Source organism: Mycobacterium sp. JS623, from assembly GCF_000328565.1.
Taxonomy (GTDB): Bacteria; Actinomycetota; Actinomycetes; order Mycobacteriales; family Mycobacteriaceae; genus Mycobacterium.
This window is the reverse complement of sequence record NC_019966.1, coordinates 2,109,333-2,135,063: the sequence shown is the minus strand read 5'-3', so window position 1 is coordinate 2,135,063 and position 25,731 is coordinate 2,109,333. Positions and strand designations below refer to the sequence as shown.

22 protein-coding genes and 3 pseudogenes are annotated in these 25,731 nt (G+C 65.2%); 14 read left to right on the top strand and 11 right to left on the bottom strand.

Annotated features, from left to right (window positions below; genetic code table 11):
* The first annotated feature begins 5 nt into the window (after positions 1 to 5).
* Entirely contained in the window at positions 6 to 1,184 is a 1,179-nt protein-coding gene (locus MYCSM_RS10335) for an AAA family ATPase (RefSeq protein ID WP_015306098.1), read from the top strand.
* Here the strand turns inward: MYCSM_RS10335 and MYCSM_RS10330 are convergent.
* Together MYCSM_RS10330 and MYCSM_RS10325 are read right to left on the bottom strand one after the other, a co-directional pair.
* Positions 1,181 to 2,047 carry an SDR family oxidoreductase gene (locus MYCSM_RS10330; protein WP_015306097.1) on the bottom strand — a complete coding sequence of 289 codons (867 nt, stop codon included), beginning with the start codon at positions 2,045 to 2,047 and terminating at the stop codon, positions 1,181 to 1,183. The genes MYCSM_RS10335 and MYCSM_RS10330 overlap by 4 nt on opposite strands.
* A 10-nt stretch (positions 2,048 to 2,057) precedes the next feature.
* Positions 2,058 to 2,675 carry a TetR/AcrR family transcriptional regulator gene (locus MYCSM_RS10325; RefSeq protein ID WP_015306096.1) on the bottom strand — a complete coding sequence of 206 codons (618 nt, stop codon included), beginning with the start codon at positions 2,673 to 2,675 and terminating at the stop codon, positions 2,058 to 2,060.
* 119 nt (positions 2,676 to 2,794) lie between these two features.
* Here MYCSM_RS10325 and MYCSM_RS10320 point away from each other — a divergent pair, with 119 nt between their 5' ends.
* Positions 2,795 to 4,276, top strand: a complete 1,482-nt coding sequence (locus tag MYCSM_RS10320) for a cytochrome P450 (protein ID WP_015306095.1) — start codon at positions 2,795 to 2,797, stop codon at positions 4,274 to 4,276.
* A 75-nt stretch (positions 4,277 to 4,351) separates the two neighbouring features.
* On the opposite strand, the gene MYCSM_RS10315 is transcribed toward MYCSM_RS10320, so the two are convergent.
* On the bottom strand, positions 4,352 to 4,780 hold the full coding sequence (locus MYCSM_RS10315; protein WP_442928515.1) for a homocitrate synthase: 429 nt from the start codon (positions 4,778 to 4,780) through the stop codon (positions 4,352 to 4,354).
* A gap of 510 nt (positions 4,781 to 5,290) precedes the next feature.
* On the opposite strand from MYCSM_RS10315, the pseudogene MYCSM_RS38880 reads away from it, so the two are divergent.
* Positions 5,291 to 5,404, top strand: a pseudogene (locus MYCSM_RS38880) (transcription antitermination regulator); the annotation flags it as partial.
* 55 nt (positions 5,405 to 5,459) lie between these two features.
* Here MYCSM_RS38880 and MYCSM_RS37120 read toward each other — a convergent pair.
* Positions 5,460 to 5,582, bottom strand: a pseudogene (locus MYCSM_RS37120) (metal-sensing transcriptional repressor); the annotation flags it as partial.
* Here MYCSM_RS37120 and MYCSM_RS10305 point away from each other — a divergent pair.
* A pseudogene (locus MYCSM_RS10305) lies at positions 5,565 to 6,116 on the top strand (rhodanese-like domain-containing protein); the annotation flags it as partial. The pseudogenes MYCSM_RS37120 and MYCSM_RS10305 sit on opposite strands and share 18 nt — an antisense overlap.
* 7 nt (positions 6,117 to 6,123) lie before the next feature.
* Positions 6,124 to 6,879, top strand: a complete 756-nt coding sequence (locus MYCSM_RS10300; protein WP_015306093.1) for a sulfite exporter TauE/SafE family protein — start codon at positions 6,124 to 6,126, stop codon at positions 6,877 to 6,879.
* Here the strand turns inward: MYCSM_RS10300 and MYCSM_RS10295 are convergent, their stop codons facing one another.
* Together MYCSM_RS10295 and MYCSM_RS10290 are read right to left on the bottom strand one after the other, a co-directional pair.
* On the bottom strand, positions 6,880 to 7,929 hold the full coding sequence (locus MYCSM_RS10295; protein ID WP_015306092.1) for a phosphotransferase family protein: 1,050 nt from the start codon (positions 7,927 to 7,929) through the stop codon (positions 6,880 to 6,882).
* Positions 7,930 to 7,941: 12 nt separating this feature from the next.
* Positions 7,942 to 8,769, bottom strand: a complete 828-nt coding sequence (locus tag MYCSM_RS10290) for a class I SAM-dependent methyltransferase (RefSeq protein WP_041313776.1) — start codon at positions 8,767 to 8,769, stop codon at positions 7,942 to 7,944.
* Between the two features lie 104 nt (positions 8,770 to 8,873).
* On the opposite strand from MYCSM_RS10290, the gene MYCSM_RS10285 reads away from it, so the two are divergent.
* Positions 8,874 to 9,548, top strand: a complete 675-nt coding sequence (locus MYCSM_RS10285) for a winged helix-turn-helix transcriptional regulator (RefSeq protein ID WP_015306090.1) — start codon at positions 8,874 to 8,876, stop codon at positions 9,546 to 9,548.
* 1 nt (position 9,549) lies between these two features.
* Here MYCSM_RS10285 and MYCSM_RS10280 read toward each other — a convergent pair whose 3' ends face one another.
* The 3 genes from MYCSM_RS10280 to MYCSM_RS10270 are packed head-to-tail and all read right to left on the bottom strand — an operon-like array spanning position 9,550 to position 13,495.
* The gene (locus MYCSM_RS10280; RefSeq protein ID WP_015306089.1) at positions 9,550 to 10,911 is read right to left on the bottom strand and encodes a neutral zinc metallopeptidase; all 1,362 of its coding nucleotides are present in this window, start codon (positions 10,909 to 10,911) and stop codon (positions 9,550 to 9,552) included.
* 55 nt (positions 10,912 to 10,966) lie between these two features.
* Entirely contained in the window at positions 10,967 to 12,703 is a 1,737-nt protein-coding gene (poxB, locus tag MYCSM_RS10275) for a ubiquinone-dependent pyruvate dehydrogenase (protein ID WP_015306088.1), read from the bottom strand.
* Positions 12,704 to 12,727: 24 nt separating this feature from the next.
* Entirely contained in the window at positions 12,728 to 13,495 is a 768-nt protein-coding gene (locus tag MYCSM_RS10270) for an SDR family NAD(P)-dependent oxidoreductase (protein WP_015306087.1), read from the bottom strand.
* Positions 13,496 to 13,622: 127 nt separating this feature from the next.
* Here MYCSM_RS10270 and MYCSM_RS10265 point away from each other — a divergent pair, with 127 nt between their 5' ends.
* The 7 genes from MYCSM_RS10265 (at position 13,623) to MYCSM_RS10240 (ending at position 21,734) form a co-directional block, all read left to right on the top strand.
* Entirely contained in the window at positions 13,623 to 15,161 is a 1,539-nt protein-coding gene (locus MYCSM_RS10265) for a molybdopterin-dependent oxidoreductase (protein ID WP_015306086.1), read from the top strand.
* A 24-nt stretch (positions 15,162 to 15,185) separates the two neighbouring features.
* Positions 15,186 to 15,461, top strand: a complete 276-nt coding sequence (locus MYCSM_RS10260) for a hypothetical protein (RefSeq protein WP_015306085.1) — start codon at positions 15,186 to 15,188, stop codon at positions 15,459 to 15,461.
* A 21-nt stretch (positions 15,462 to 15,482) separates the two neighbouring features.
* Positions 15,483 to 17,030 (top strand): ATP-dependent DNA ligase, encoded by a 1,548-nt coding sequence (locus MYCSM_RS10255; protein ID WP_015306084.1) that lies wholly within the window; start codon positions 15,483 to 15,485, stop codon positions 17,028 to 17,030.
* A 58-nt stretch (positions 17,031 to 17,088) separates the two neighbouring features.
* Positions 17,089 to 19,380: a carbon starvation CstA family protein gene (locus MYCSM_RS10250; protein WP_015306083.1), complete on the top strand. Its 2,292-nt coding sequence runs from the start codon at positions 17,089 to 17,091 to the stop codon at positions 19,378 to 19,380.
* Positions 19,326 to 19,517, top strand: coding sequence for a YbdD/YjiX family protein (locus tag MYCSM_RS35905; RefSeq protein ID WP_015306082.1), 192 nt, complete (start codon positions 19,326 to 19,328; stop codon positions 19,515 to 19,517). Before MYCSM_RS10250 ends, MYCSM_RS35905 begins: the two co-directional genes overlap by 55 nt.
* A 162-nt stretch (positions 19,518 to 19,679) precedes the next feature.
* Entirely contained in the window at positions 19,680 to 20,972 is a 1,293-nt protein-coding gene (locus MYCSM_RS10245) for an amidohydrolase family protein (RefSeq protein ID WP_015306081.1), read from the top strand.
* A gap of 156 nt (positions 20,973 to 21,128) precedes the next feature.
* Complete coding sequence (locus MYCSM_RS10240) at positions 21,129 to 21,734, top strand: chitin-binding protein (RefSeq protein ID WP_442928514.1); 606 nt, start codon at positions 21,129 to 21,131, stop codon at positions 21,732 to 21,734.
* Between the two features lie 48 nt (positions 21,735 to 21,782).
* Here the strand turns inward: MYCSM_RS10240 and MYCSM_RS10235 are convergent, their stop codons facing one another.
* Entirely contained in the window at positions 21,783 to 23,003 is a 1,221-nt protein-coding gene (locus MYCSM_RS10235; RefSeq protein ID WP_041313771.1) for a cytochrome P450, read from the bottom strand.
* A gap of 11 nt (positions 23,004 to 23,014) precedes the next feature.
* Positions 23,015 to 24,061, bottom strand: coding sequence for an LLM class F420-dependent oxidoreductase (locus tag MYCSM_RS10230; protein ID WP_015306078.1), 1,047 nt, complete (start codon positions 24,059 to 24,061; stop codon positions 23,015 to 23,017).
* Positions 24,062 to 24,211: 150 nt separating this feature from the next.
* Here MYCSM_RS10230 and MYCSM_RS10225 point away from each other — a divergent pair, with 150 nt between their 5' ends.
* A complete protein-coding gene (locus MYCSM_RS10225) occupies positions 24,212 to 25,708 on the top strand; it encodes an acyl-CoA carboxylase subunit beta (protein WP_015306077.1) in 1,497 nt (498 codons plus the stop codon).
* Positions 25,709 to 25,731: the final 23 nt, after the last annotated feature.

The window sequence follows — 25,731 nt, the reverse complement described above, 5'->3', positions numbered from 1 at the left end:
GCCAGATGTTGCAGACGGTCGCCATCCGTGGGTATCGCTCGTTGCGCGAAATCGTGCTGCCACTCGCGCGGCTCACCGTCATCACAGGCGCGAACGGCACCGGCAAGTCATCACTGTATCGGGCGCTGCGACTGCTAGCCGACTGCGGCCGCGGCGAGGTCATCGGCTCGCTGGCCCGCGAGGGTGGTCTCGATTCGGTGCTGTGGGCCGGCCCGGAGCACCTCAGCGGCGCCCGCCGCACCGGGAAGGTCGAGGGCACGGCTCGGACCGGGCCGGTTTCACTCGAACTCGGTTTCGCCTCAGACGATTTCGGCTACCTGGTCGATCTCGGCCTGCCGCAAATGGCCGGGCACAATTCGTTGTTCGCGCTTGACCCGGAGATCAAGCGCGAGGCGGTGTTCGTCGGCCGGATGATGCGGACCAGCTCGACGCTCGTGCGCCGCACCCGCGACTATGCCGAAGCCAGCGGGCAATCCGGGCAGGGCTTCGACGAGATGACGCGATCTCTGCCCGCCTACCGCAGCGTGCTCGCCGAGTACGCCGGGGCACATCCCGAACTCGGCGCGGTCCGTCATCGGCTGCGCAGCTGGCGGTTCTACGACGGTTTCCGCGTCGACGCGGCAGCACCGTCACGACTCCCGCACGTCGGCACCCGTACACCCGTGCTGGCCGACGACGGCGCCGATCTCGCGGCCGCCGTGCAGACGATCATCGAGGCCGGCTTCGACGACCTGCAGCGTGCTGTCGCCGAGGCATTCGATGGCGCAACGGTATCGGTGGCCGTGCAGAACGGACTATTCGATCTGCAACTGCAACAGCGCGGCATGCTGCGGCCGCTGCGCGCAGCCGAATTATCCGACGGCACACTGCGTTTCCTGCTGTGGGCCGCCGCCCTGCTGAGTCCGCAGCCACCCTCTCTCATGGTGCTCAACGAGCCAGAGACCTCATTGCACCCAGACCTGGTTCGGCCGTTGGCGTCGCTGATTCAGGCGGCCGCAACGCAGACCCAAGTCGTCGTCGTCACCCACTCGCGGGCGATGCTGGAAGTTCTGGACACCGTGCCGGTAACCGAAGCCGACGAAGGCGGCGCCGTGGAGATCGAGTTGTACAAGGAACTCGGCGAGACACGCGTCAAGGGTTTGGGCATGCTGACCGCGCCGCCATGGGAGTGGGGTAAGCGCTAGCCTTTCGCGGGCCGCAGCGCACGGCTGAAGAAAACATTGGCCTGCCGCATCGCAACGCTATAGGGCCACCACGCAACGCGTTTGAACGCATACAGCGCGCGAATATCCGGCGATGTGTAAATCAGAAACCGGTTGCGCCGCACGCCGCGCAGAATCTTGTCGGCGACATGCTCCGGCGATACGGCGTGCCCACTGAAACGTTCGGTCCACTTCTTCACGTTGGGGTCTTCGCGGTCCACGCCGGCAATCTGAACCGTCTGCACCAGAGGCGTTTTCACCGCACCGGGCACCACCACCGACACGCCGATGCGGTACCGGGCCAAATCGAACCGCAGCACCTCCGATACTCCGCGTAGCCCGTACTTACTCGCGCTGTAGGCCGCATGCCACGGCAGCGCGACCAGGCCGGCGGCCGACGACACGTTGACCAGATGCCCGCCTCGGCGGTCGGCAAGCATCGGCGGAATGAAGGTCTCGATGACGTGAATCGGACCCATCAGATTGATGTCGACCATCGAGCGCCAATGCTGGTGCGTGAGCTGGTCGACCGTGCCCCACGCCGACACTCCGGCGATGTTCATCACCACATCCATCGGTGCGTGGTAGGCGTGGATGTGCTCGGCGAACGCGGCCACCGCGTCGTAGTCGGAGATGTCGAGCACCCGATGCTCGGGCACCTCCGCGCCAAGCGCACGGGCGTCGGCGACCGTTTTCTCCAGGCCCTCGGCGTCCCGATCCGTGAGGTAGAGCTCGGCGCCCTCGGCGGCCAGCTTCAGCGCGGTCGCGCGGCCGATGCCGCTGGCGGCCCCGGTGAGAAAACAACGTTTACCGGTAAAGCCGCTCCCCCGGAAGTCGCCAGCCATGGCGGTGAGACTACCGGTCACCCCAGAACGCGCTGAGCCACAACCGCTCGACGATCTCGATGGCGCGTGCCGGGTCCTGGCCGCGTCCGACAAAGGTGCTGTCGTGCGTCAGCGTCATCGTCGTCACGGCTGCCATCGTGCGCACGAGAGCCGGCACGTCGTCGGAGATCGGATGCGCGTCGGGGTCTTGCTCCAGCAGCGTGATGAGCTTCTCGATCACGCTGTCGTAGAAGTCATCCATCATCTCGCGGATCTGCGCATCGGTGTATCGGGCGACCTCGCACGCCGACATCACCGGGTCGTCGTTGGCGTACACCGCCGCGGCGCTGCCGACCATACGCTTCGCAAACGCTTCAGGCGTCTCGCCGGGCTCACGCGGCGCGAAGTGGTGGGTCAGTTCGTCGAGCAGATCACCTGCCTCGGCGAGGATCACCGCGAGCACCGCGTACTTCGAGTCGAAATAGAAGTAGAAGCCGGACCGGGCGACGCCGGCCCGCTCGCTGATGGTGCTGACGGACAGGTCGGCGAACGATCGCTCCTGCAGCAGTTCGCGGACCGCGGTGACGATCGCCTCGCGCTGCCGGTCACCGCGGCTGCGGCGGGCCTGGGGTGCGGGTTGGGCGGTCATGGCCCTAGACCTTTGCAGTTGCGACGCGCCAGAACAAAACTTGACATGCGTCAAGTCTGCCATCCAGGATGGAGATCAGGAGTGACAACGGCCACAGTCTTTTTGCCTGAGGAGCATGCATGGCAGCCATCAGCACCAAGGATTACCTGCTTGACCAGGCCAAGCGGCGGTTGAAGCCGACGCCCGTCACAATCCCCGGCATGGGCCTGGCCGAAAAGCGGCTGCGCAGGCACGAGTGGAAGCAGTTCGCGCTGGCGGAGCCGCCCGCAGGTAGTGGCCTCAAGCCGGCAATGGGTGACTCGGGCCTGCCGATCATCGGGCACATGATCGAGTTCTTCCGGCTTGGGCCGGAGTTCGCGGTCGAGGTCTACCGCAAGTACGGTCCGATCCACTACCAGTACTCACCAGCACTGGCGTCGGTGATGGCGCTTGGCCCCGATGCCACGCAAGCCGTCTTCTCGAACCGCAACAAGGAGTTCTCTCAGCGCGCCTGGGATCCGGTGATCGGGCCGTTCTTCGACCGTGGCCTGATGCTGCTCGACTTCGACGAACACATGTTCCACCGGCGGATCATGCAGGAGGCGTTCACCCGTTCCCGGTTGGCCGGGTACGTCGAGCACATTGACTCGGTGGCCAGCCACGTGGTGGCCAACGACTGGGTCGCCAATGACTCACGGTTCCTGTTCCATCCGGCCGTCAAGGAGCTCACGCTCGACATCGCGTCGGTGGTGTTCATGGGCCATGAGGCGGGCACTGACCGCGACTTGGTCACCACCATCAACCACGCGTTCACGACCACCACCCGGGCGGGCAACGCGATCATCCGCAAGCCCGTGAAGCCGCTGACGTGGTGGCGCGGCATTCAGGCCCGCAAGACGCTCGAGGATTACTTCTCCGCCAGGGTCGCCGAGACGCGTGGCAACGAGCGCACCGACATGCTCAGCGTGCTGTGCCAAGCCGAGGACGAGGATGGCCAGCGATTCACCGACGACGACATCGTCGCGCACATGATCTTCCTGATGATGGCGGCTCACGACACGTCGACGTCGACCATGACGACGATGGCCTACCACCTCGCGGCCAACCCGGAATGGCAGGAACGCTGCCGCGACGAGTCGGCGCGCATCGGTGACGGTCCGCTCGACATCGAGGCGCTGGAGAAGCTGGAAACCTACGACCTTGTGATCAATGAGGCCCTGCGCATGGTCACGCCGCTGCCGATGAACTTCCGGCGGGCGGTGCGCGACATCGATCTGCTTGGCTACTTCATCCCTGCCGGCACCGATGTGGTGACGTGGCCGTCGCTCAACCATCGCCTGCCTGAGTTGTGGACGAACCCGGAGAAGTTCGATCCTGAGCGCTTCGCCGAGCCGCGGTCGGAGCACAAGAAGCACCGGTATGCGTTCGCGCCGTTCGGCGGCGGCGCGCACAAGTGCATCGGCATGGTTTTCGGGCAGCTGGAGATCAAGACCGTCATGCACCGGCTGCTGCGCAAGTATCGGCTCGAGCTGCCCCACGCCGGATACAAGCCGCGCTACGACTACGGCGGCATGCCGGTACCGCTGGACGGCATGCCAATCATGTTGCGCCCCTTGCGTTGAGGGCTTTGCGCCGAAACGGCATTCCAGCACAGAAAGATCGAGAACGGCCGTGCCGGAATGCCGTTTCGGCGGATCTCAGGCGTCGGTCAGCAGCCGGTTGGCGCAGGCAATGACTGCGCGCAGCGCGGACTGCGTCGGGTCGTTGGACCAACCCATCGCCCACTGCGACCGGGCGCCGTCGGACCCGCGGACGAATGTCGCCGTGTGCTCGCCGGCCGGAACCTGGTGAAAGGCCGTCATCTCGACCGCGATACCACGGTCATAGAGCATCTCGGTCAGCGCCGCGACGGGTCCACACGCGGCGGCCGACGACGTACTGATGCAGTCGCCGACGGCAAGGGTGGCCTGATAATGCCGGGCCTGCGGACCAAGCCGGGACGAGCGACACTCGGCGTCGGTGCACCGCCAACTACCGAGCCGCAGCGGCCCTGTACTGGCCGCATATTGGTCGTGAAACGCTTCGAAAGACATCGCGTCGGCCTCCTGGCGCAGACTGCGCGGCATCGGGCCGTTCATATAAGCCGCAAATGACGGGCGCGCTGCGCTGGTTGCGGATTGGGTAGCGATTGAGATTGTTGTCATGTGTGCCGGACTTCTCACTGGAGAGGAAGTGACCGACGTAGTAGCTCGACCCACAGCGAGGGGTCGGTCTGGATCAGACCCCGCTGCGGGTTGCTACTACGAGTCGCCTCGGCACGTTGGCGATGTTAGGCGCCTCACCGCAACCCGTGCAAACCTTTTTGGTTTCGCATTCCGGCTAGACCCTGAGCATTTGTCTCGCCATCCGGCTGTCCCGGCAGCGCGGCCGGTGGGATTCTCGTAGAACCTGTACTGGAGACGGTGGGGTCAATTGAACGATCGGAGTCCGCGGACTCAGGACACAGCGATTCCAATGGGCGAGCGTGTCGGTTCGTTCCGGTATCTGCGTGTCGAGGACCGTTGGGAGTGGTCGGAGGCCGTCGCGCACATTCATGGTTACGCGCCGGCCAGGTGCAGCCCACAACCGCGTTGGTGATGTCGCACAAGCATCCTGACGACGCCGCGCAAGTCGGACGGCTCATCGACGAGATGACAAAACGGGGCAGGCCGTTCTCCAGTCGCCACCGCATCATCGACACGCGAGGCCACATCCACCCCGTCGTGGTGATCGGCGAGCGACTGTGCGACCGCGACGGCACGGTCATCGGCTTGTCCCCGTTGGCAGCGGCGCCAGCCTCGTCACGACGTCCTTGCAGTCACGCCCTTGTTCGATCATCGCGATGACTCCGGCAAGTTGGCCCTGCCCGACCAGACCCGCAAAATTCAACGGCTGAGCGCGAAAAGCGTTCGGACAGCGCTCAACAACGGAGTTCGCGTGCTTGACGCGCGTAGTGTCGAAGACTTCGCCGCGAGTCATCTGCGCGGTTCGGTGGACGTCGGATTCGACGGCCGTTTCGCCGAAACCGCGGGCATGGTCTTTCGCGGTCGGCGACCGCGGAGGCGAGGTCCCCCGGAGTTGGCCGATCTGGTGCAGGCGGCGCGGCGGACCTCGGCGCGTGAACTCGGTGAGTTGCTCGCCGAGGATAAGGTGTCGCTGATCGATGTGGGTAACCCAGGCGAACGCGAACTGGGCGCCATCCCCGGCTCGCACCATATTCCGTTGGCACAGCTGCGCGTCCGCCTCGACGGGGTGCCGACCGGCAAGCCCATCGTCGTACACGTGGCTGCATCACTGTTGCGCGCCAACGGGTTTGACGAGGTGTCCGACGTCACCGGTGGCACCAGGCGTGGGTGCAGGCGAACGCGACGGTCTAGCGGCGGAACCCGTCGACACGCTGATAAACGCCAACAAGTAAAGTGAGCGGCCCATGGACTGGGCCTTCCTCGCAGCTGCCGGCGTGCTCGGCGGTCTCACCGGCAGCATCGCGGGACTGGCGTCTGTAGCCACCTATCCAGCCCTGTTGGTGTTCGGGCTGCCCCCGGTGACGGCCAACGTCACCAACACCGTTGCCCTGGTGTTCAACGGCATTGGCTCCATTGCGGGATCGCAACCGGAACTGGCTGGCCAAGGCGCGTGGATCAAGCGAATCCTGCCCGCCGCCGCGATCGGCGGTGCAATCGGTGCGACGCTCCTGTTGACCACGCCAGCGGAGGGTTTCGAAAGGATTGTCCCCATCCTGCTCGGCCTGGCCTCGGTAGCGATCCTGCTGCCGCGGTCCACCCGTCAGGAAGCCAGAGTCGCTCACCACCAACGAGATACGGTCAGGATTCTCCTCGAATCCGCAGCGATCTTTGTGATCTGCATTTACGGTGGCTACTTCGGCGCAGCCGCGGGCGTTCTGCTCCTGGCGATGCTCATGCGAGCTGGCGGCGCGACGCTTGCGCATGCCAACGCGGGCAAGAACGTGATCCTGGCAGTTGCGAACGGGGTTGCAGCGCTGATCTTTACGGTCGTCGCGCCCGTCCACTGGCCTGCCGTCCTCGCCGTCGGCATCGGATGCCTGATCGGATCGCGCCTCGGTCCTGTGGTGGTCCGGCATGCTCCGACGGGACCCCTGCGCGTGGTGATCGGCATCGCGGGCCTGGTCCTTGCGGTCAAGCTGGGTTTCGACGCGTACGGCTAGTCACTGAAATGGGCTGTCGCCCTTGGCCACGCGGGTGCCGATGTCAATCAGGTTCTGCGCGTTCGCATGCAGTCGCTCGCCTGCGTCTCGGCTTGCCTGCCCGACCAGATACCGCGACCAGGTGCCCTCGATGACGATGCCCAGCTTGAAGCACGCCATCGCGACATACCAATCCAGGCTTGACGTTTCGCGACCGCCAGCCGCCAGATATGCGTCGAGCAACTCCCGCCTGCTGGCCAACCCGCCGAGCGCGGCCAGCTGAGCGCCCGCCGTAATCGTGTTGGTCTCCAAGGGCCAGCAGATCAGCATCCAACCCAAATCCAGCAGCGGGTCGCCGACAGTGCACATCTCCCAGTCCACGAACGCGGCCAACTCCGGCTTGTCGCGGCGCAGCAGCACATTGCTCAGGTGCGGGTCGCCGTGCATAATTCCCGGCTTCGAATCCGCAGGACGGTTCGACTCCAGCCAGTCCGCCAATTCCGTCACAGCCAGTGACTCGGGCGAATAGTGTTCGTGCCGATAGCTTTCCAGCAGCCCGAGAAATTGCGGCACCTGGCGCGCCAGAAACGAGCCAGGCCGTTTGAGCTCTGCCAGCGGGCTGCCCTCCCACTCGACGTTGCCCAGCCGCGCGAGGCTAGCCGCATATGACAGGCCGACCTGATGCCGCCAGTCGGCGTTGCGGACATACGCCTCGTCCATGGTGTCGCCGGGGTTGAAACCGTCGACCTCTTCCATCAGGTAGAACACCACACCAAGCACGTCGAGATCGTCGGTGCCCGCGATGAAGCCGGGATGCGGCACCTGCGTGCCCGCAAGCGTTCGCAGCGCCGCCATCTCGCGCAGCATGGTCTTGTTGCTCGTGGGCCGCGGGTGAAGCGGCGGCCGGCGCAACACCATCGGGCGACCGTCGATGTGCAGCCGCACCACGATGTTCTGGGTTCCCCCGGTCAGCGGCTCGACGTCGGTGACCTCCGAACCGAGGCCCTGCTCTTGCACCCAGCGCTGCACTGCAGCCTGGTCGTCGGCGGTCAGGGTCGGCAGCTGATCCATGCCGACATCGTGTCAGGCCTTGCGCGCCGTTACGAGCAGGTATTCCCATTCCATGGTGCCGTCGCCGGTGAAGAAGCCGTCGCCGAGCCGGGCGATGTCCGCGTCGAGCGCCGCGACGCGGTCCGCGTCGCCCTCGATGTTTCGATACGTCGCGATCGTCGGCCCGTAGACAGCCTTGAAGTAGTCACGGAACGCCGCGCCGTCAGGGAAATGGTGCACGGGCAGCGTGCGCCGCTCGGTGACTAGGTCGGTGACGTGGTCACCGAACAGCTCGCGGACGTGGTCCTCCTGTCCCCACAATGGCGGCGGCTGCGCGCCCGGCGGCGGGGCCGGCATATGCGGCTTCATGGTCGCAAACAACTGGCCGATGTGTCCCTCGGGTGTCCAGTTGATCAGGCCGAGCCTGCCGCCCGGCTTGGCAACCCGGACCAGCTCGTCGGCGGCCTGCTGATGAAACGGCGCGAACATCACGCCGATGCAGGACATCACGACGTCGAACTCGTTGTCGCCGAACGGCAGTGCGTGCGCGTTACCCTCACGCCAGTCCAATTCGACGCCTTGTTCGGCGGCAAGGGTTCGGCCGCTCTCCAACAATTCTGGGCATAGGTCGCTGGCGACGACGCTGGCCCCGGTTTGTGCGGCCGGAATCGCGGCGTTTCCGGTCCCGGCGGCGACATCGAGGACTCGGTCACCGCGGGCCACGCTGGTGGCCTGCACTAGGACGGGCCCGAGGGGAGCGACGAGGTCGACGGCGAGCTTCGGATAGTCACCCGACGCCCACATGGCTCGGTGTTTGGCCGCGATCTGGCTGTCGTCCACGGTTCCGGCTGATTTGCTCATGGTCAACATCGTCGCGCCACCGCGGCGACCGAACTAGTAACAAATCTGTACTGCGCCTGGTTCTATATCTGTACTGCGATATTGCGAACCGGGGAGGCGATGCGATGTCCGGATACGGCCAGTTCTGTCCGGTGGCCAAGGCGATGGAGTTGCTCGACGAGCGCTGGACGATGCTCGTCGTGCGGGAACTGCTGCTGGGCAGTAGGCATTTCAACGACCTGCGCCGGGGCGTGCCGAAGATGTCACCGGCACTGCTGTCGAAGCGACTGAAGTCGCTGACCCGGGCGGGCGTCATCGAGCGCAACGAAATCGATGGGCGCACAACGTATTCACTGACCGAGTGCGGCAAGGAGCTCGCCGACGTCGTCGACGCACTGGGCGCCTGGGGCGTGCGCTGGATCGGCGAACTCGGGGAGCAGGACCTCGATCCGCATCTGCTGATGTGGGATATGCGCCGCACGATCCCGATCGACAGCTGGCCGCGCACCCGCACCACGCTGGCGTTTCATCTCGACGGGGTGGCGGCGAAGGCGTCGCGGTGGTGGCTGGTGGTGGCCGACGGCGAGGCCGACGTGTGCGATTTCGACCCCGGCCACGAGGTGACCGGCACCGTCGAAACGAGCCTGCGCACGCTCACCCGCATCTGGCGCGGCGATGTCAGCTGGGAGCACGCCCTGCTCGAGGGCACAGTCGCGATATCCGGGCCGTCCGAGGTGCGCCGCAGCATCCCCGCGTGGATCGGTCAGAGCTCCTCGGCGGCGGTGCCGCGCCCGGCCTGAGCTACTTGTCCTGGTAGTTCAGGCAAGACTCCGCGCCATCGATGACGCCGGAGCGGAACGCCTTGATCCGTGCCCAGCCTGCGCCCTGGCGCTCGACGTCGCCCTCGCCGCGGAACACCAGCAGCGCCTTGATGCCTTCGTCAAGGTCGCCGGGCGAGATGTGGTACGTGCTGGTGTCGGGACGGTTGTAGAGGATGACGCTCGCCGTGTAGCCGCCCGCCAGGCAGTCGGCGCGCAGCGTCGATGTCTTCTCGTCGGACTGGTCGCCCAACCGCGTCAGCGCCGCCAGCCCGTACTGGGTGGCGAGCAGCGTGGCGACGGCATAGTCGCCACCCTGCTTGTACACCTGCGGCATCGCGTCGACGTTGTCCCAGCCGACGTAATCGTCTGGCACGCAATAGAACAACGCGAATCTCTCGGCGGACTGTCCCCCGCACGCCGGCGGATGGTTGGGGTCGAACGGCTCCAGACCCTTCACCGGCGGCCACTGCTTTCCGTGGGTCAACTCGGGATACAGGTGCGTGAAGTAGTCCTCGAGGTCGTACGGCACACCATTGACGATCGAGTCATAGGGCGCATCGCCGCCCTGCGCCGCGTCCTGGGCGTCGTTGAACGGCAGCTCGAGCACCATCGGCTCGTCGTCGCGGTAGTCCTTGCACTTGCCGGGGCCGTTGTCGAAGCCGTCCTGGAAGGCGCTCACCCGGTCGAAGCCGCTGCCGTGCGCGTTCGGGTCGATGTTGGATGTGCCCGGCGTGTCACGCAGGTCGAGGATGCCGGCGAGCGCGGTGTCCAGATCGGCGGCGGTCACCTTGAACACACCGTCTTCCTTGGCGTGTTTGGACCACGCTCCCGAGAAGCAGTCGGCCTGCAGCTCCTTGGTCACCGTGCGAGCGGTGAAGTTCGATCGGCCCTGTACGGCGTGGCCCCACTCGTGAGCGAGCACCACGGGGATGACGAAATCGCCGTACTTCTCCTTCAATTCGGGCAGCAGGCCTTCGGCGTCCCACGCGACGACATCCTTTGCAGCGCAGTAGAAGGCGTTGCCGGAGATTTCACTGGCGTCCTGGGCGCACGGCGGAAAATCGCCCGACGATGGAATGACGGCATAGAAGCCGCCCTTCACCGGCTCGTAGTCCTTGCCGTAAAGCTTCGGCATCTCCTTGGTCCAGTAGTCCTGCAGATCGGCGATCGCCTGCATCGCCAGTTTGTTGACGTCGGCTGACGCGTCGCCGTGGATTTCGATATTGCTGGTGTCAGGGGGCGATCCGGTCTTTTGGGCGACCCCGGGGACCTGCGGCTTCGGGCCGCCGCACGCTGCCAAGAGCAAAACGACAGCAGCCAATGACCACACCTTCATTCGCATGGGCAAACAGTAGCGGCGATGATTGGAATTGGCTTGGAAAGTCCCAAAACCAAGATCAGTCGAGGATGCGTCGCGCGACGTTGGTGGTTATCAGGTCCAGCAATTCGTCGCCGCGGCCGGCCAGGATGGTCCGGATCGCGTACAGCGAGAAGCCCTTAGCCTGCTCGACGGTGATCGCGGGCGGTATCGACAACTCCTGACGCGCGGTGACCACATCGATGAGCGCCGGTCCGTCGTGGGCGAACGCGTCGGCTAGTGCCTGCTGCAGATCCGACGGCTGCTCGACCCGGCGACCGAAAATGCCCATCGCCTGTGCGACATCGGCGAAGTTCGGATTGACCAGGTCGGTGCCGAAGTTGACGATGCCGGCCGCCTTCATCTCCAATTCGACGAAGTTCAGCGACGAGTTGTTGAACACAATCACCTTGACGGGCAACCGATTCTGGATCAGCGTGACGAGTTCGCCGAACATCATCGTCAGGCCGCCGTCGCCGGCCAGCGCGACCACTTGACGGTCGCCGTACGCCGTTTGCGCGCCGATCGCGTGCGGCAGCGCGCAAGCCATAGTGCCGTGGTTGAACGAGCCAACCAGGCGCCTGCGACCGTTCATCTTGACATAACGTGCCGCCCACACCACCGGCGATCCAACGTCAACGGTGAACACCGCGTCATCGGCGGCCAGCTGATTGGCAAGGCCCGTAACGTATTCCGGCCGGATCGGGGTGCGGTCGCGATCGTTGACGGCAAGCTCGTCCAGCGCCTTGCGTGTCTTGCCGTAGTGCCGACGCGAGCGGTCGAGGTGGTCGCGGTCCGCCTTCTGTCGCAGCAGCGGTTGCAGAGCAGCCAGCGTGTCCTTCACCGTGCCGACGAGACCGAGGTCGACTGGGGTGCGACGGCCGAGGTTGCGGCCGCGGATGTCGACCTGCACGACTTTGGCGTTGTCGGGATAGAACTGCTGATACGGGAAGTCGGTGCCCAGCATCAGCAGCGCATCGGCCTCCTTGATCGCCTTGTATCCCGACGCGAATCCGAGCAGTCCGGTCATGCCGACGTCGAACGGGTTGTCGTACTCGATGAACTCCTTGCCGCGCAACGCATGCACGATCGGCGCGCTGAGTGTCGACGCCGCCTGAATCAATTCGTCATGGGCACCCTCGGTGCCCGCGCCACCAAGAATCGTGACAGCCTGTGCGGCGTTGAGGATTTCGGCCGCCGCACGCAGCGAGTCGTCGTCAGGACGCACCACGGAACGGGTCGCCGTGATGGGACGCGTCAGGAATCCCGACTGCTCGGCGCGCTGCAGGAAGATCTCGCCGGGGATGACGACGACGGCGACCCCGCGTTCCTCGACCGCGGCGCGCATCGCCATCTCGAGAATGCGGGGCGCCATCTCGGGTGTGCTGACCAGTTCGCGGTAGACACTGCACTCGCGGAACAAATCCTGCGGGTGGGTCTCCTGGAAATACTCGGAGCCGACCTCGGTGCGCGGAATGTGCGCCGCGATAGCCAGCACCGGCACGCGGCTGCGCTGCGCATCGAACAGCCCGTTGATCAGGTGCAGATTGCCCGGCCCACAACTGCCGGCGCAGACGGCGAGCTGACCAGTCAGCGCGGCGTCGGCTGCAGCTGCGAACGCGGCCGTCTCTTCGTGACGGACGTGCTCCCAAGTGATTTCACCGGAGCGCCGCAGCGCATCGGTGAAACCGTTCAGGCTGTCGCCAGGCAGCCCGTACACGCGGCGAACGCCGCTGACCCGCAATGCATGGATGACGTGATCGGCAACGGTCGCCACCCGGCCACCCTAGCGCCGGGCGGCCTACTTCGGGGCGAAGCGCTGCCCGGCGTCCAGCCGCAGGCACTGGCCGTTGAGCATCGGGTTCTCCACGATCGCCAGGACAAGCTTGGCGTATTCCTCTGGCCTACCAAGTCGCTTCGGAAATGCTGCGTCCTTGGTGAGCTGCTTGGCGAACTCGTCGGGGATTCCCTCGGTCAGCCCAGTGGCGAACAGGCTCGGCGCGATCGCCAGCGCGCGGATGCCGAGGCTGCCAAGGTCGCGCGCCATGGTCAGGCACATGCCCGCGATCGCGGCCTTGGATGCCGTGTAGGCGACCTGCCCGATCTGTCCCTCGAAGGCGGCGATCGAGGCTGTGTTGATGATGACGCCGCGCTCCTCCTGCTCGTCGTCGACGAGGTCCTGCTTGCTCATCTGCCACCCAGCAAGCCGGCTGATGTTGAAGGTTGCGATGAGATTGAGATCGACGGTCTTGCGGAACGACTCCAGGCTGTGCGGACCGTCCTTCTTGACCGTGCGCTCGCCGATGCCGCCACCGGCCGTCGTCACGATGATGTGGAGCGCGCCCAGTTCCTCGACGGCCTGCTGCAGCACCTTCTCGGTGCCGTCGAAGTCGGTGACGTCCACTTCGTGGAACGTGCCGCCGATCGCGTCGGCCACCTCCTGGCCCTTCGACTGCGGCCGATCCAGCACCGCGACGCTGGCGCCCCGCTTGGCCAGCGACTCGGCGGTCGCCTTGCCGAATCCCGACGCACCGCCGACGACGATGGCCTTCTTGCCCTCGATCTCCATCTAGCTCCCTTTCAAGACTGTGGCCGGACCGCTTCGCAACATATCTCATCGTCCATCCCGTAAGCCTTTCGGGTGCCGTCACAACTTCGTAAGCCCTGGCGCTCCGGCGCGCAGGTAGGTTCTGGTTATGGCCAGACCAGCTGCCGAATCGCGGATGCTGGCGGGCATCGCGGCCGCCGCTGTGGCGCTCGGCGTCACGCAGCTGCTTGCCGTCGCGTTCGGCCCACAGGCCGACGCCCGCACGGCAATCGGTTCCGCGATCGTCGACTTGACTCCCGGCCCGGTCAAAGAGTGGACGATCCAGACGTTCGGCACTACGGACAAGCTTTTCCTGACGATCGTCGTTCTCGGCGTGATCGCGTTGATCGCGGCGGTGACCGCGCGATGGGAGACGCGTCGCGTTCCGATCGGTAGCGCCGCGATCGTCGTCGCCGGGATCCTCGGGTGCGTAGCGGTGCTCTCGCGCGCGGGCGCGACGGTGGCCGACATCGTGCCGACAGTGATCGGCACAGTCTGCGGTGTCGCCGTGCTGCGCCTGCTGATTTCCGGACGGATCACCAACGCGCCGGAGCCGGTCGAGGGCTCCGACTCCCCCGACCGCGGCCGCCGACTGTCGTTGGTGACGCTGGGTTTCCTTGGTGCAGGAGCTTTGACCGGCGTCGGCGGTGTCGTGTTGTCGCGGATGTTGTCGTCCGTGTCGGGCGATCGCGATGCGTTCGCACTGCCGCGGGTCAACGTCGCCGCTGCGCCGGTACCGCCTGCCGTGCAGCCCAAGGGTGTTGTACTGCCGTCGTTTGTCACCAGCAACACCGACTTCTATCGGATCGACACCGCGCTCAGCGTTCCGCAGCTGAGTCGCGCAGACTGGCAGCTGAAGATCCACGGCATGGTGGACCGCGAGATCACTTACCGCTTCGAAGACCTGGACCGGTTCGAGGTCGTCGAGAAACTGGTGACGCTGACGTGTGTGTCGAATCCCGTTGGTGGCGAACTTATTTCGAATGCGGCGTGGACGGGATACCGGGTCCGCGACCTACTCGCGGAGGCGGGAGTGCATCCCGACGCGGACATGGTGCTGTCGATGTCGATCGACGGGTTCACCGCGGGTACGCCTGTCGAGGCCCTGACCGACAAGCGGGACGCGCTGCTGGCGATCGGAATGAACGGCCAGCCGCTGCCCACCGAACACGGTTACCCCGCCCGGCTCGTCGTCCCCGGGTTGTACGGCTACGTGTCGGCCACCAAATGGGTCGTCGACTTGGAGCTGACCCGGTTCGACCGGGCCGAGGCGTTCTGGACGCAGCATGGTTGGTCGGCCAAGGGTCCGATCAAGACGGAATCCCGCATCGACGTGCCCCGCAGCGGGCAGGACGTCCCCAAGGGACCCGTGACGTTCGGCGGCATTGCGTGGGCGCAGAACCGCGGCGTGCGCGCAGTCGAGATCCGCATCGACGAAGGTCCTTGGCAGCCAGCCGATCTCGGCGCCTCGTACTCCAACGACACCTGGCGGCTGTGGAGCTTCAACTGGCAGGCCACCCAGCCCGGTTCGCACACCATCACCGTGCGGGCCACCGACAACACCGGCGCGGTGCAGACGGCCGACGAGGCCGACCCTGTCCCCGACGGTGCCACCGGCTGGCAGACGGTGTCGTTCGCAGTTAAGTAGTTCGCCGAGTGACCGTGTCTGCACATGAACACGCCGAAAATTCATGTGCAAATGCGGTCGCTCGCGGCTACTTTGGCGTGCCTCGCCAGCGGCACCATCGCCGGCGCCGGCGCCGGGCTTGGCGCCGCCGAGGTCGCGCGACGCGTGCTCTCCGATGCGGAGGTCCGCGAATTGGTGCGCACCGAGATCGACGAGCGGATGACCGCCGCCCGCGACTTCACGGCGGGCGGCCACAACGAACGGGCAGCCATGCTTCGAGCCGAAGCGGCCGTGCTCACCGATCTGCTCGGAGATGTCTGACGGTCGTGCCAGGCTGGGCTCGTGCAGCTCATTGACGTCGCCGCCGCGTCGGCCGAGGTCGGCGCGACCTCCGCGCGGCTGGCCAAGATCGCCCGCATTGCCGATCTGCTGCGCCACGCAGGCGCCGAGGAGGACGCGAAGCTGGTCGCGGTCGTGGTGTCCTGGCTGTCCGGCGAGCTGCCGCAACGCCAGATCGGAGTCGGTTGGGCCGCGTTACGTTCGCTCCCTTCCCCTGCCGCGGAGCCGTCGCTGACCGTGCGGCAAGTCGATGCGTCGTTCAGCGAGATCGGGCTGGTCGCCGGGAAAGGCTCGCAGGCGCGCCGCGCTGAACTCGTCAACGCGGTGTTCGCGGCCGCCACCGAACCCGAACAGACGTTTCTGCGACGGCTACTCAGCGGCGAGTTGCGCCAGGGCGCCCTGGTCGGGGTGATGGCCGATGCGGTCGCGAAGGCCGCGAACATCGCCGCGTCCGTCGTGCGACGCGCTGCCATGCTGGGCGGCGATCTGCCCGCCGTCGCTGCCGCGGCATTGACCGGCGACGAAACCGCGCTCGAACAATTCACCCTCAAGGTCGGCCAACCAGTTGGACCGATGCTCGCCCAGACGGCGACTGGAGTAGGCGAAGCGCTCGAACGGCTCGGCGGCACAGCGGTTTTGGAGGCCAAGCTGGACGGCGCGCGAGTGCAAATTCACCGCGCCGGTGACGCGGTTTCGATCTACACCCGCAGCCTCGACGACGTCACCGAACGCCTGCCCGAGGTGGTCGAGGCGACGTTGGCGCTGCCCGTCACGGATCTGATCGCCGATGCGGAGGCCATCGCTCTGAGACCCGACGGACGCCCGCATCGATTCCAGGAGACGGCCTCGCGGTTCGGACGTCGAGTCGACATCGCGAAGGCCAGGGAGACCCAACCACTGTCGGTGTTCGTGTTCGATCTGCTGCATCTTGACGGCGAGGACCTGCTGGACCGGCCGGCCAGCGAGCGGGTGGCCGCCCTGGACGCCATCGTGCCGAAAGCCCATCGCGTCGACCGATTGATCACCGACGACGCCGAGGCCGCGCAACGCTTTCTCGACATCACGCTCGATGCCGGACACGAAGGGGTGATGGCGAAGTCGCTGACCGCGCCGTACGAGGCGGGCCGGCGCGGCGCGGGCTGGCTGAAAGTCAAGCCGGTGCACACCCTCGATCTCGTCGTACTCGGTGTCGAATGGGGCTCGGGTCGTCGCACCGGAAAGCTCTCCAACATTCACCTCGGCGCACGCGACCCCGCGACGGGTGGATTCGTCATGCTGGGCAAGACTTTCAAGGGCATGACGGATGCGATGCTCGAGTGGCAGACCACCCGCTTCATGGAGTTGGCCGACGGGCCGACGGACGGCTACGTCGTCAAAGTGCGGCCAGAGCAGGTGGTCGAGATCGCGTTCGACGGAGTGCAGGGCTCGACCCGCTACCCCGGCGGCATGGCGTTGCGGTTCGCGCGCGTGCTGCGCTACCGAGACGACAAAAGCCCAGCTGAGGCCGACACCATCGACACCGTGCGGGCCTTCTACGAGCGCGGGTCATAACCGAATTGAAACCTGGGAATTGCCCCAACACCGTTTTGTGCGGTGAAAGGATCGGTTCATGGCCACACCCACTGCCACACCATCTGACCGCATCGAGGAAACCGAAGGCGATATCACTTTCATCCGGACGGACAAGGATCTGCCTCCGGTAGCGATCATCGACCGCTCCCCGATCACCACCAGACACAAGATCATTTTCGCCATCATCGCGCTGATCGGCGCGATCGCGTGGGCGATCATCGCGTTCTTCCGCGGCGAGACGATCAACGCGGTGTGGTTCGTCATCGCAGCGATCTGCACCTATGTGATCGGCTTCCGGTTCTACGCACGGTTGATCGAGATGAAGATCGTCCGTCCGCGCGACGACAACGCCACGCCCGCTGAGCTTTTCGAAAATGCTACCGACTACATGCCGACCGACCGGCGGGTGCTCTACGGCCATCACTTCGCCGCGATCGCGGGCGCAGGCCCGCTTGTCGGGCCCGTGCTCGCGATGCAGATGGGCTATCTGCCGGGCACCATCTGGATCATCATCGGCGCAGTATTGGCCGGGTGCGTGCAGGACTATCTCGTGTTGTCGATTTCCGTCCGGCGCCGCGGCCGCTCGCTCGGCCAGATGGCCCGTGACGAACTCGGCGCGATCGGCGGTGCTGCCGCCATCATCGGGGTGCTCGTGATCATGGTCATCCTGCTGGCGGTGCTGGCATTGGTGGTCGTCGGCGCACTCGCCGAGAGCCCATGGGGCGTCTTCTCGATCGCGATGACCATTCCCATCGCGCTGTTCATGGGCGTCTACTTGCGGTTCCTGCGCCCTGGCCGGGTGTCGGAGGTTTCACTGATCGGCGTTGTGCTGCTGCTGTTGGCGGTCGTCTCCGGCGGCTGGGTTGCTGAAACCTCTTGGGGTGCAGACTGGTTCACACTTTCGAAGGTGACGCTGTCGTGGTGCATCATCATCTACGGATTCGCCGCCTCGGTACTGCCGGTCTGGTTGCTGCTGGCGCCGCGCGATTACCTGTCGACGTTCATGAAGGTCGGCACGATCGCACTGCTGGCAATCGGGATTCTGGTGGCCCGCCCCCTCATGGAAGCGCCCGCGATCTCGCAGTTCGCCACAAAGGGCACCGGTCCGGTGTTCGCGGGTTCACTGTTCCCGTTCCTGTTCATCACCATCGCGTGCGGGGCGCTGTCGGGCTTCCACTCCCTGATCTCGTCGGGCACCACACCGAAGCTGCTCGAAAAGGAAAGCCAGATGCGGTTGATCGGCTACGGCGGCATGCTCACCGAGTCGTTCGTCGCGATCATGGCGCTGATCACCGCAGCGATCATCAATCAGCACCTCTACTTCACGATGAATGCCCCCGCGGCGCAAACGGGTACGACGGCGCAGACGGCCGCCGACTATGTCAACAAACTTGGGCTGTCCGGCGCACCGATCACCCCCAGGGAGATCACCGACGCCGCCCAAGGCGTTGGCGAGAAGTCGATCATCTCCCGCACCGGCGGCGCACCGACATTGGCGTTCGGCATGTCAGAAGTGCTGCACCAGGTCTTCGGGGGCACGGGTCTCAAGGCGTTCTGGTACCACTTCGCGATCATGTTCGAGGCGCTGTTCATCCTCACCACCGTCGATGCGGGCACGCGGGTCGCGCGGTTCATGCTCTCCGACGGTCTCGGCAATCTCGGTGGGCCGCTGACGAAGCTGCAGAATCCGAGTTGGCGGGTCGGCGCGTGGATCTGCAGCGTCATCGTCGTCGCCGCGTGGGGCAGCATCCTGTTGATGGGTGTCACCGATCCACTCGGCGGCATCAACACGCTGTTCCCGTTGTTCGGCATCGCCAACCAACTGCTCGCCGCGATAGCGCTCACAGTGGTCACCGTCGTCGTGGTCAAGCGCGGCCTCGTGAAATGGGCGTGGATACCGGCACTTCCACTGTTCTGGGACCTCATCGTCACCCTGACCGCGTCGTGGCAGAAGATCTTCTCCGCGGATCCGAAGCTCGGTTACTGGAAGCAACACAGCATCTGCGAGACCGCACAGGCGGCGGGAAAGCTCTGTCTCACCGCGAAGTCCCCCGCTGACGTCGACAAGATTGTCCGCAATACGTTCATTCAGGGGACGTTGTCGATCGTCTTCGCGTCCGTCGTCGTCATCGTGTTCATTGCGGGAGTCATCGTCGTGCTCAAGTCTCTTCAGGGCACGGGTCGGCCGTTGACCGAAGACGAGCCGGTGCCGTCACGCATCTTCGCACCATCAGGACTCATCCCCACCAAGACAGAACGGGAGGTGCAAAAGCAATGGGACGCGCTGCCGAAGTCGCCCGCCAGATCGGTTGGTACTGGGGCTCATTGATGGGCGATAACCACTATCACCGCTACGTCGAACATCGCCGCCGCACCCACCCCGGTGACGCGGTCATGTCCGAACGCGAGTACTGGCGCATGCGGCACGACGCGACGGAGAGCAATCCGAACCCGCGCTGCTGCTGAGGCCGCTGCCGTCGCAGCGAGTTTGCACCAGGGGCTGTGATTCGGCCGGATCAACGACCCTCACGCAGAAATCGGCATACCGTCGGGTCATGCCAGCAAGCCCGAAAGCGTCCGCACGCTAAACTGTTGGCCATACGGTAAGGCAGTTGAGAGGATATAGGCATGAACAAGGACGACATGATCCTGATCAGCGTCGACGACCACATCGTCGAACCGCCGGACATGTTTCGCAATCACCTGTCGAAGAAGTACTTGGACGAGGCACCTCGGTTGGTGCACAACCCGGACGGGTCGGACACTTGGCAGTTCCGCGATGTGGTGATCCCCAACGTCGCGTTGAACGCGGTCGCGGGCCGGCCCAAGGAGGAGTACGGCCTCGAGCCGACAGGCCTCGATGAGATCCGCCCCGGGTGCTACAACGTCGATGAGCGCGTCAAGGACATGAACGCCGGCGGCATCCTCGGCTCAATCTGCTTCCCGTCGTTCCCGGGTTTCGCCGGGCGGTTGTTCGTGACAGAGGACACCGAGTTCTCGCTGGCGTTGCTGCAGGCCTACAACGACTGGCACGTCGAGGAGTGGTGCGCCGCTTACCCCGCGAGATTCATTCCGATGTGTCTGCCGGTGATCTGGGATGCCGAAGCGTGCGCTAAAGAGGTGCGGCGCAACGCCGAACGCGGCGTGCATGCGTTGACGTTCACCGAGAACCCTGCTGCCATGGGTTATCCGAGTTTCCACGACGACTACTGGACACCGCTCTGGGAAGCGTTGGTGGATACCGACACCGTGATGAACGTGCACATCGGATCCTCGGGGAAGCTTGCAATCACCGCTCCCGACGCGCCGATGGACGTGATGATCACTCTGCAGCCGATGAACATCGTGCAAGCGGCGGCAGATCTGTTGTGGTCCAAGCCGGTCAAGAAATATCCGGACCTCAAGATCGCGCTGAGTGAAGGCGGCACCGGCTGGATCCCCTACTTCCTGGAGCGTGCCGATCGCACCTATGAAATGCATTCGACGTGGACGGGTCAGGACTTCAAGGGCAAGAAACCGTCGGAAGTGTTCCGTGACCACTTCCTGACATGCTTCATCTCCGATCGCGTCGGTGTCGCGCTGCGCAATGAGATCGGTATCGACAACATCTGCTGGGAAGCCGACTACCCGCACAGCGACAGCATGTGGCCCGGCGCCCCCGAGCAACTGTACGAGGTACTGGAAAAGAACAACGTGCCCGATGACGAGGTCAACAAGATGACCTTCGAAAACGCCATGCGCTGGTATCACTGGGACCCGTTCACGCACATCACCCGCGAACAGGCCACCATCGGCGCGTTGCGCAAGGCGGCCGAAGGCCACGACGTTTCCATCCAGTCGCGGTCGCATGGCACGAAAGACTCGAGTCTCGGAGCGAGCACGCTGCAGGCGCAATTGAACAGGAGCAATGCCCCGCGCTGAGTTGCCGTACAGCACATTGCTACTGACGACATAGCTGACTCTTAGAGTGCCTACCTAACCTCGCCTTTGGGTTGGGGCGTCTATCGACGCACGAAAGGCCAGGTTATGAAGCTCAAACAAGTAGTCGCCGGAGCGGCGATCGGCTGCAGTCTTGGCATGACAGGAATCAGTCTCGGGTCAGGCGTTGCCAGCGCCGCACCACCTCAATGCAACCCGGCTCCCGGGGTGCAGTGTGGCCCCGGTGGTCCGGGTGGGCCGCCACCGCAGCGCGGACAGGGGGGCCCACCACCTGAGGAGCGTGGCCCCGGTGGTCCGCCGCAGGACAACTTCCGCGGCCCCGCCGGGCCGCCGCAGGACAACTTCCGTGGACCCGGCGGGCCGCCGCAGGACAACTTCCGCGGCCCGGGCGGTCCTCCCCCAGGCGACTTCCGCGGACCCGGCGGGCCTCCGCCCGGCGACTGGCACAACCCGGGTGGTCCCGACTTCCACACCCCCGACAATCACGATTGGCGCCCGCCGTGGAACCCGGGCGACAACGACTGGCGCGGCCGATTCCACGGTGCGCCATGGGGCGGCGATCTGCCGCCATGGGGCTGGGGTGCGCCGCCGCCGCCCGCGTGGGACGGTCCGCTGCCGGATCCGTGGGGGCCGCCGCCACCACCGATCAACTACTGGGGCTTCCAGGAGCAGCCGGTGTGGGATCAGGGCTACAACCAATGGGGCTTCTGGTTCTTCGGGATCTGGATACCGCTCCCCATCTGACCAGTCACTGGGACGGCCGCCTCGAAATCACGGGGGCGGCCGTCCTATTCACTTGAGCGAGTAGCGAATTGGCAGGTGCTTGAGACCGCCGACGAAAATGGTGGCGATGTGTTTCGGGTCGCCGGTCAGCTCGATCGACTCCAGCCGCGGCACCAGTTCGGAGAAGAAGCTGTTGACCTCCATGCGGGCCAGCGCAGCCCCCAAGCAAAAGTGCACGCCGTAGCCGAACGCGTTGTGCCTGTTGGGGTCACGGCCGACATCGAAGCGGAACGGGTCGTCGAAGACCTCTTCGTCGCGGTTGGCCGACACGTAGGACAGCAGTAGCGATTCGCCCGCAGCGATCGGCACACCGCGGACAGTGGCGTCCTGCTGCGCCGTGCGCATGAATTCTTTGACGGGCGTGACCCAGCGGATCATCTCCTCGGTGGCCAGCGGCATCAGCTCCATGTTGTTCTGAAGCCGCTCGAGCTCATCGGGGTGTTCGATCAGGGCATGCAGTCCACCGGAGATCACCGCGCTGGTGGTGTCATGACCGGCAGCGGCGACGATCGAGTAGTACGACACGGTCTCGATGTCGTTCAGCGGCTCGCCGTCGATCGTGGCATTCGCGATCGCCGACGCCAGATCCTCGGTCGGGTTCGCCCGGCGCGACGCTGTCACCGCGGTGAAGTACGCGAACATATCGAGCAGCGACGCCACCTGCTCCTCTTTGGTACTGCCGCGCTGAAGTTCCGGGTCATCGTTGCCGAACATCTCCTGCGTGTACGTGAGCATCCGCGGAAAATCTTCTTCGGGAAGGCCGAGCATCGACATGATCACGTAGAGCGGGTAGTTCACCGCGACCTCTTGCACGAAGTCGCACTCGTCGCCGGACTCCGCCATCTGGTCGACGAACCGCTTGGCCAGTTCGTCGACGCGAACCTTCAACGCCCGCATGGCCTTTGGGCGGAACCAGTCGCCACCGATGGCACGCACCACGCGGTGCTGCGGGTCGTCCATGTGAATCAGCGTGCTTATTCCGATCGCGGCCTGTTGTTCGTCGGCCTCCTCTGTCAGGAGGACCGGCCGCGGCGAGTTGGTAAACAATGCGTTGTCGCGTTCGATCGCCATGATGTCGGCGTGCTTCGTGATGGCCCAGAACGGCCGGTAGGACGGCACGTCCACCCATGCGACAGGATTATTGGCCCGCAAATGGGTCAGTGCCGCATGGAGTTTCGGCTCGTCGGTGTACGCCAGCGGGTCGGCGAAAACCCTGGCAGCTTCATCCATCGTCGGCGCAGTCACTGGCGGCTCCTCACGGATTGGCCGCGCAAACCGTGCAGCACGGCAATGACGGTCGCCTCAGAAATCGAGGGTGGGAAACCAACAAGCACGCGATCGATCACGCCGTCGCACCGATCCCGGATCTTCTGGGCGACGCTGTCGATGGGAGCAACGACCGCGAACGCCTCGAGGATCTCGTCGTCGATCAATGTGCCCATGGTGTCCCACTCGCCTTGAAGACTGAGCCGGTGCAATTCGGTATGCAGATCGCCCCACCCGTGCAGATCGAGAACCTTACGGTAGGCCGGAGTTGAGCCGTAAAACGCGATCTGCTTGCGGGTGCCGACGGCGCCCGCGGCCAACTCTTCTTCGGTCTCCCCCGTCACCACGAAGATCGGACACGACAGCTGGAAGTCCTTGCGCTGACGCCCGGAACGCGCCATGCCCCGCAGCAGCGCCGGAGTGGTCACCTCTTCGAAGTACCGCTTGGTGGTGAACGCGTGAGCGAGCAGGCCGTCGGCGACCTCGCCGCACATCTCGGTCATCGCCTCGCCGACCGCGGCGACGAACACCTTCGGCGCAGGCTGCGGTTGCGGCTCGGGCGTGAACATCGGCGTCATCAGCTTGTGCGTGTAGAAATCGCCTTCGAAGCGAAGCTTCGTGCCATCGCGCCAGCATGACCAGATCTCGTGCAGCGCCAGCACGAACTCACGCATTCGCCGCGCAGGCTGACCCCACGGCATGCTGAACCGCTTCTCTATGTGGGCCTGCACTTGTGAGCCGAGCCCGAGAATGAACCGGCCATCCGAATACGCCTGCAGATCCCAGCCAATGTTGGCGACCGTCATGGGATTGCGGGCGAACGCCACGGCGATGCTGGTGCCCAATTCGAGTCGCGTGGTGTGCTCGGCGGCCAAAACCAACGGCAGGAACGGATCGTGGTTGATCTCGGCAGTCCAGCAGCAGTCGTAGCCTCGCCGCTCGAGCGTGCTTGCCGTCTGGGCGACGTCGGTAAGCCCGCTGGCCACGGCCGCGTCAACCTTGAGGCCGCCGTCGCTACCCATACTCGCAGACGCTACAGTAAGCAATTCAGTATGGTCAATGTGAACATATCGGTGCGACGATCGCCTTCTGACGACAGGAGTGGCGGATGACGACTGAAGACGACAACGAGTGAGGATCGCAGCGAGGAACGAGCGAGGAGGAGTCGAGGCATGACCAAGTCCGAGGATTGGGCGGACACACTCGACGAGCTGTCCCGCCGACGTCGCCACGCCCACGCGATGGGCGGCCCGGAACGCCTCGACAAGCACCACGGCAAAGGCAAGCTCGACGCCCGCGCGCGTCTCGAGCATCTGCTCGACAAGGGTTCGTTCCGTGAGTTCGGCACGCTCGTCGGCGGTGACATCGCGGCCGACGGCATCGTCGCCGGCTCCGGGCTCATCAACGGTTCACCGGTGATGGTCGGCGCCGAGGACTTCACCACCCTGGCCGGCAGCATCGGGCCGGGCGGGAACGCCAAGCGCTACCGACTGGCCGAACTTGCGCTGCGCGACCGAATCCCGCTCGTGATGCTGCTCGAAGGCGCCGGCTTCCGGCCCAGCGGTGAGCATTACGGCCGCACCCCCACCGACCTCTTGGCGCAAGCGCAGTGCTCCGGCAAGGTGCCGATGGTCGGGGGCTTGCTTGGCCCCTCGGCCGGACATGGCGCGCTGGTGGCACCGGTGTGCGACTTCACCATCATGAGTCGGCAGGGCGCCATCTTCACCGCAGGCCCACCGGTGGTCAAAGAGTCCACGGGCGAGGACATTTCGAAGGAAGACCTGGGCGGACCGAGCGTGGCGCTGGCGAGCGGAGTGATCCACAACCTGGCCGAGGATGACGAAGCGGTGCTCGACGACATTCGCCGGTACCTGTCGTACTTCCCGCCAAGCGCATGGTCGTATCCCCCCTCGCTGCCCGAAGATGAAGCGGCCGAACCGCGCTCGACGCCCGAACTCCTCGAGATCGTCCCCCGTGGCAACCGTCGCGTCTACGACATGCGCGCGGTCCTCGACGTGGTGTTCGACGCGCGAGGCTGGTTCGAGGTGCAGCCGAAGTTCGGGCCCGCGATCATCTGCGCGCTCGCCCATCTCGGCGGGCATCCCGTCGCGGTGGTGGCCAACCAGCCACAGGTGATCGCCGGTTCCATCGACGCCGACGCCGCCGACAAGGCAGCGCATTTCATCACGGTAGCCGACTCGTTCCACCTGCCGATCGTGTTCCTCGCGGACAACCCGGGGATGCTGCCCGGCAGCCGGTCCGAGAAGAGCGGGGTATTGCGCAGCGGCGCCAGGATGTTCGCCGCACAGACCGCCGCGACGACGCTCAAGCTGCATGTGACGCTGCGGAAGGCCTACGGCTTCGGGTCAATGGTGATGTCGCTGTTGGGATTCGACAACCAGAGCGCGACGTTCGCCTACCCCGGCGCAACAATGGGAGCGATGAGCGCCGCCGCTTTGAGTAAGGCCGCACACGCCGCCGAGGATGTGGAATCCAAGCTGCGCAAGGCGGAAGTCGAGGCATCGTTCCGCTCGGCGAGCCACCTCGGCTTCGACGACCTCATTCATCCCGAGGAGACACGCAACGCCTTGCTGTCCGCGCTCCAGCGGGGCCTCTACGCCAGGCAGGCAGCCGCGGAACCGGTGTCCCGCACGGTCATCTTTCCGTGATTTCGGCGCGTTTACGCCCGCTC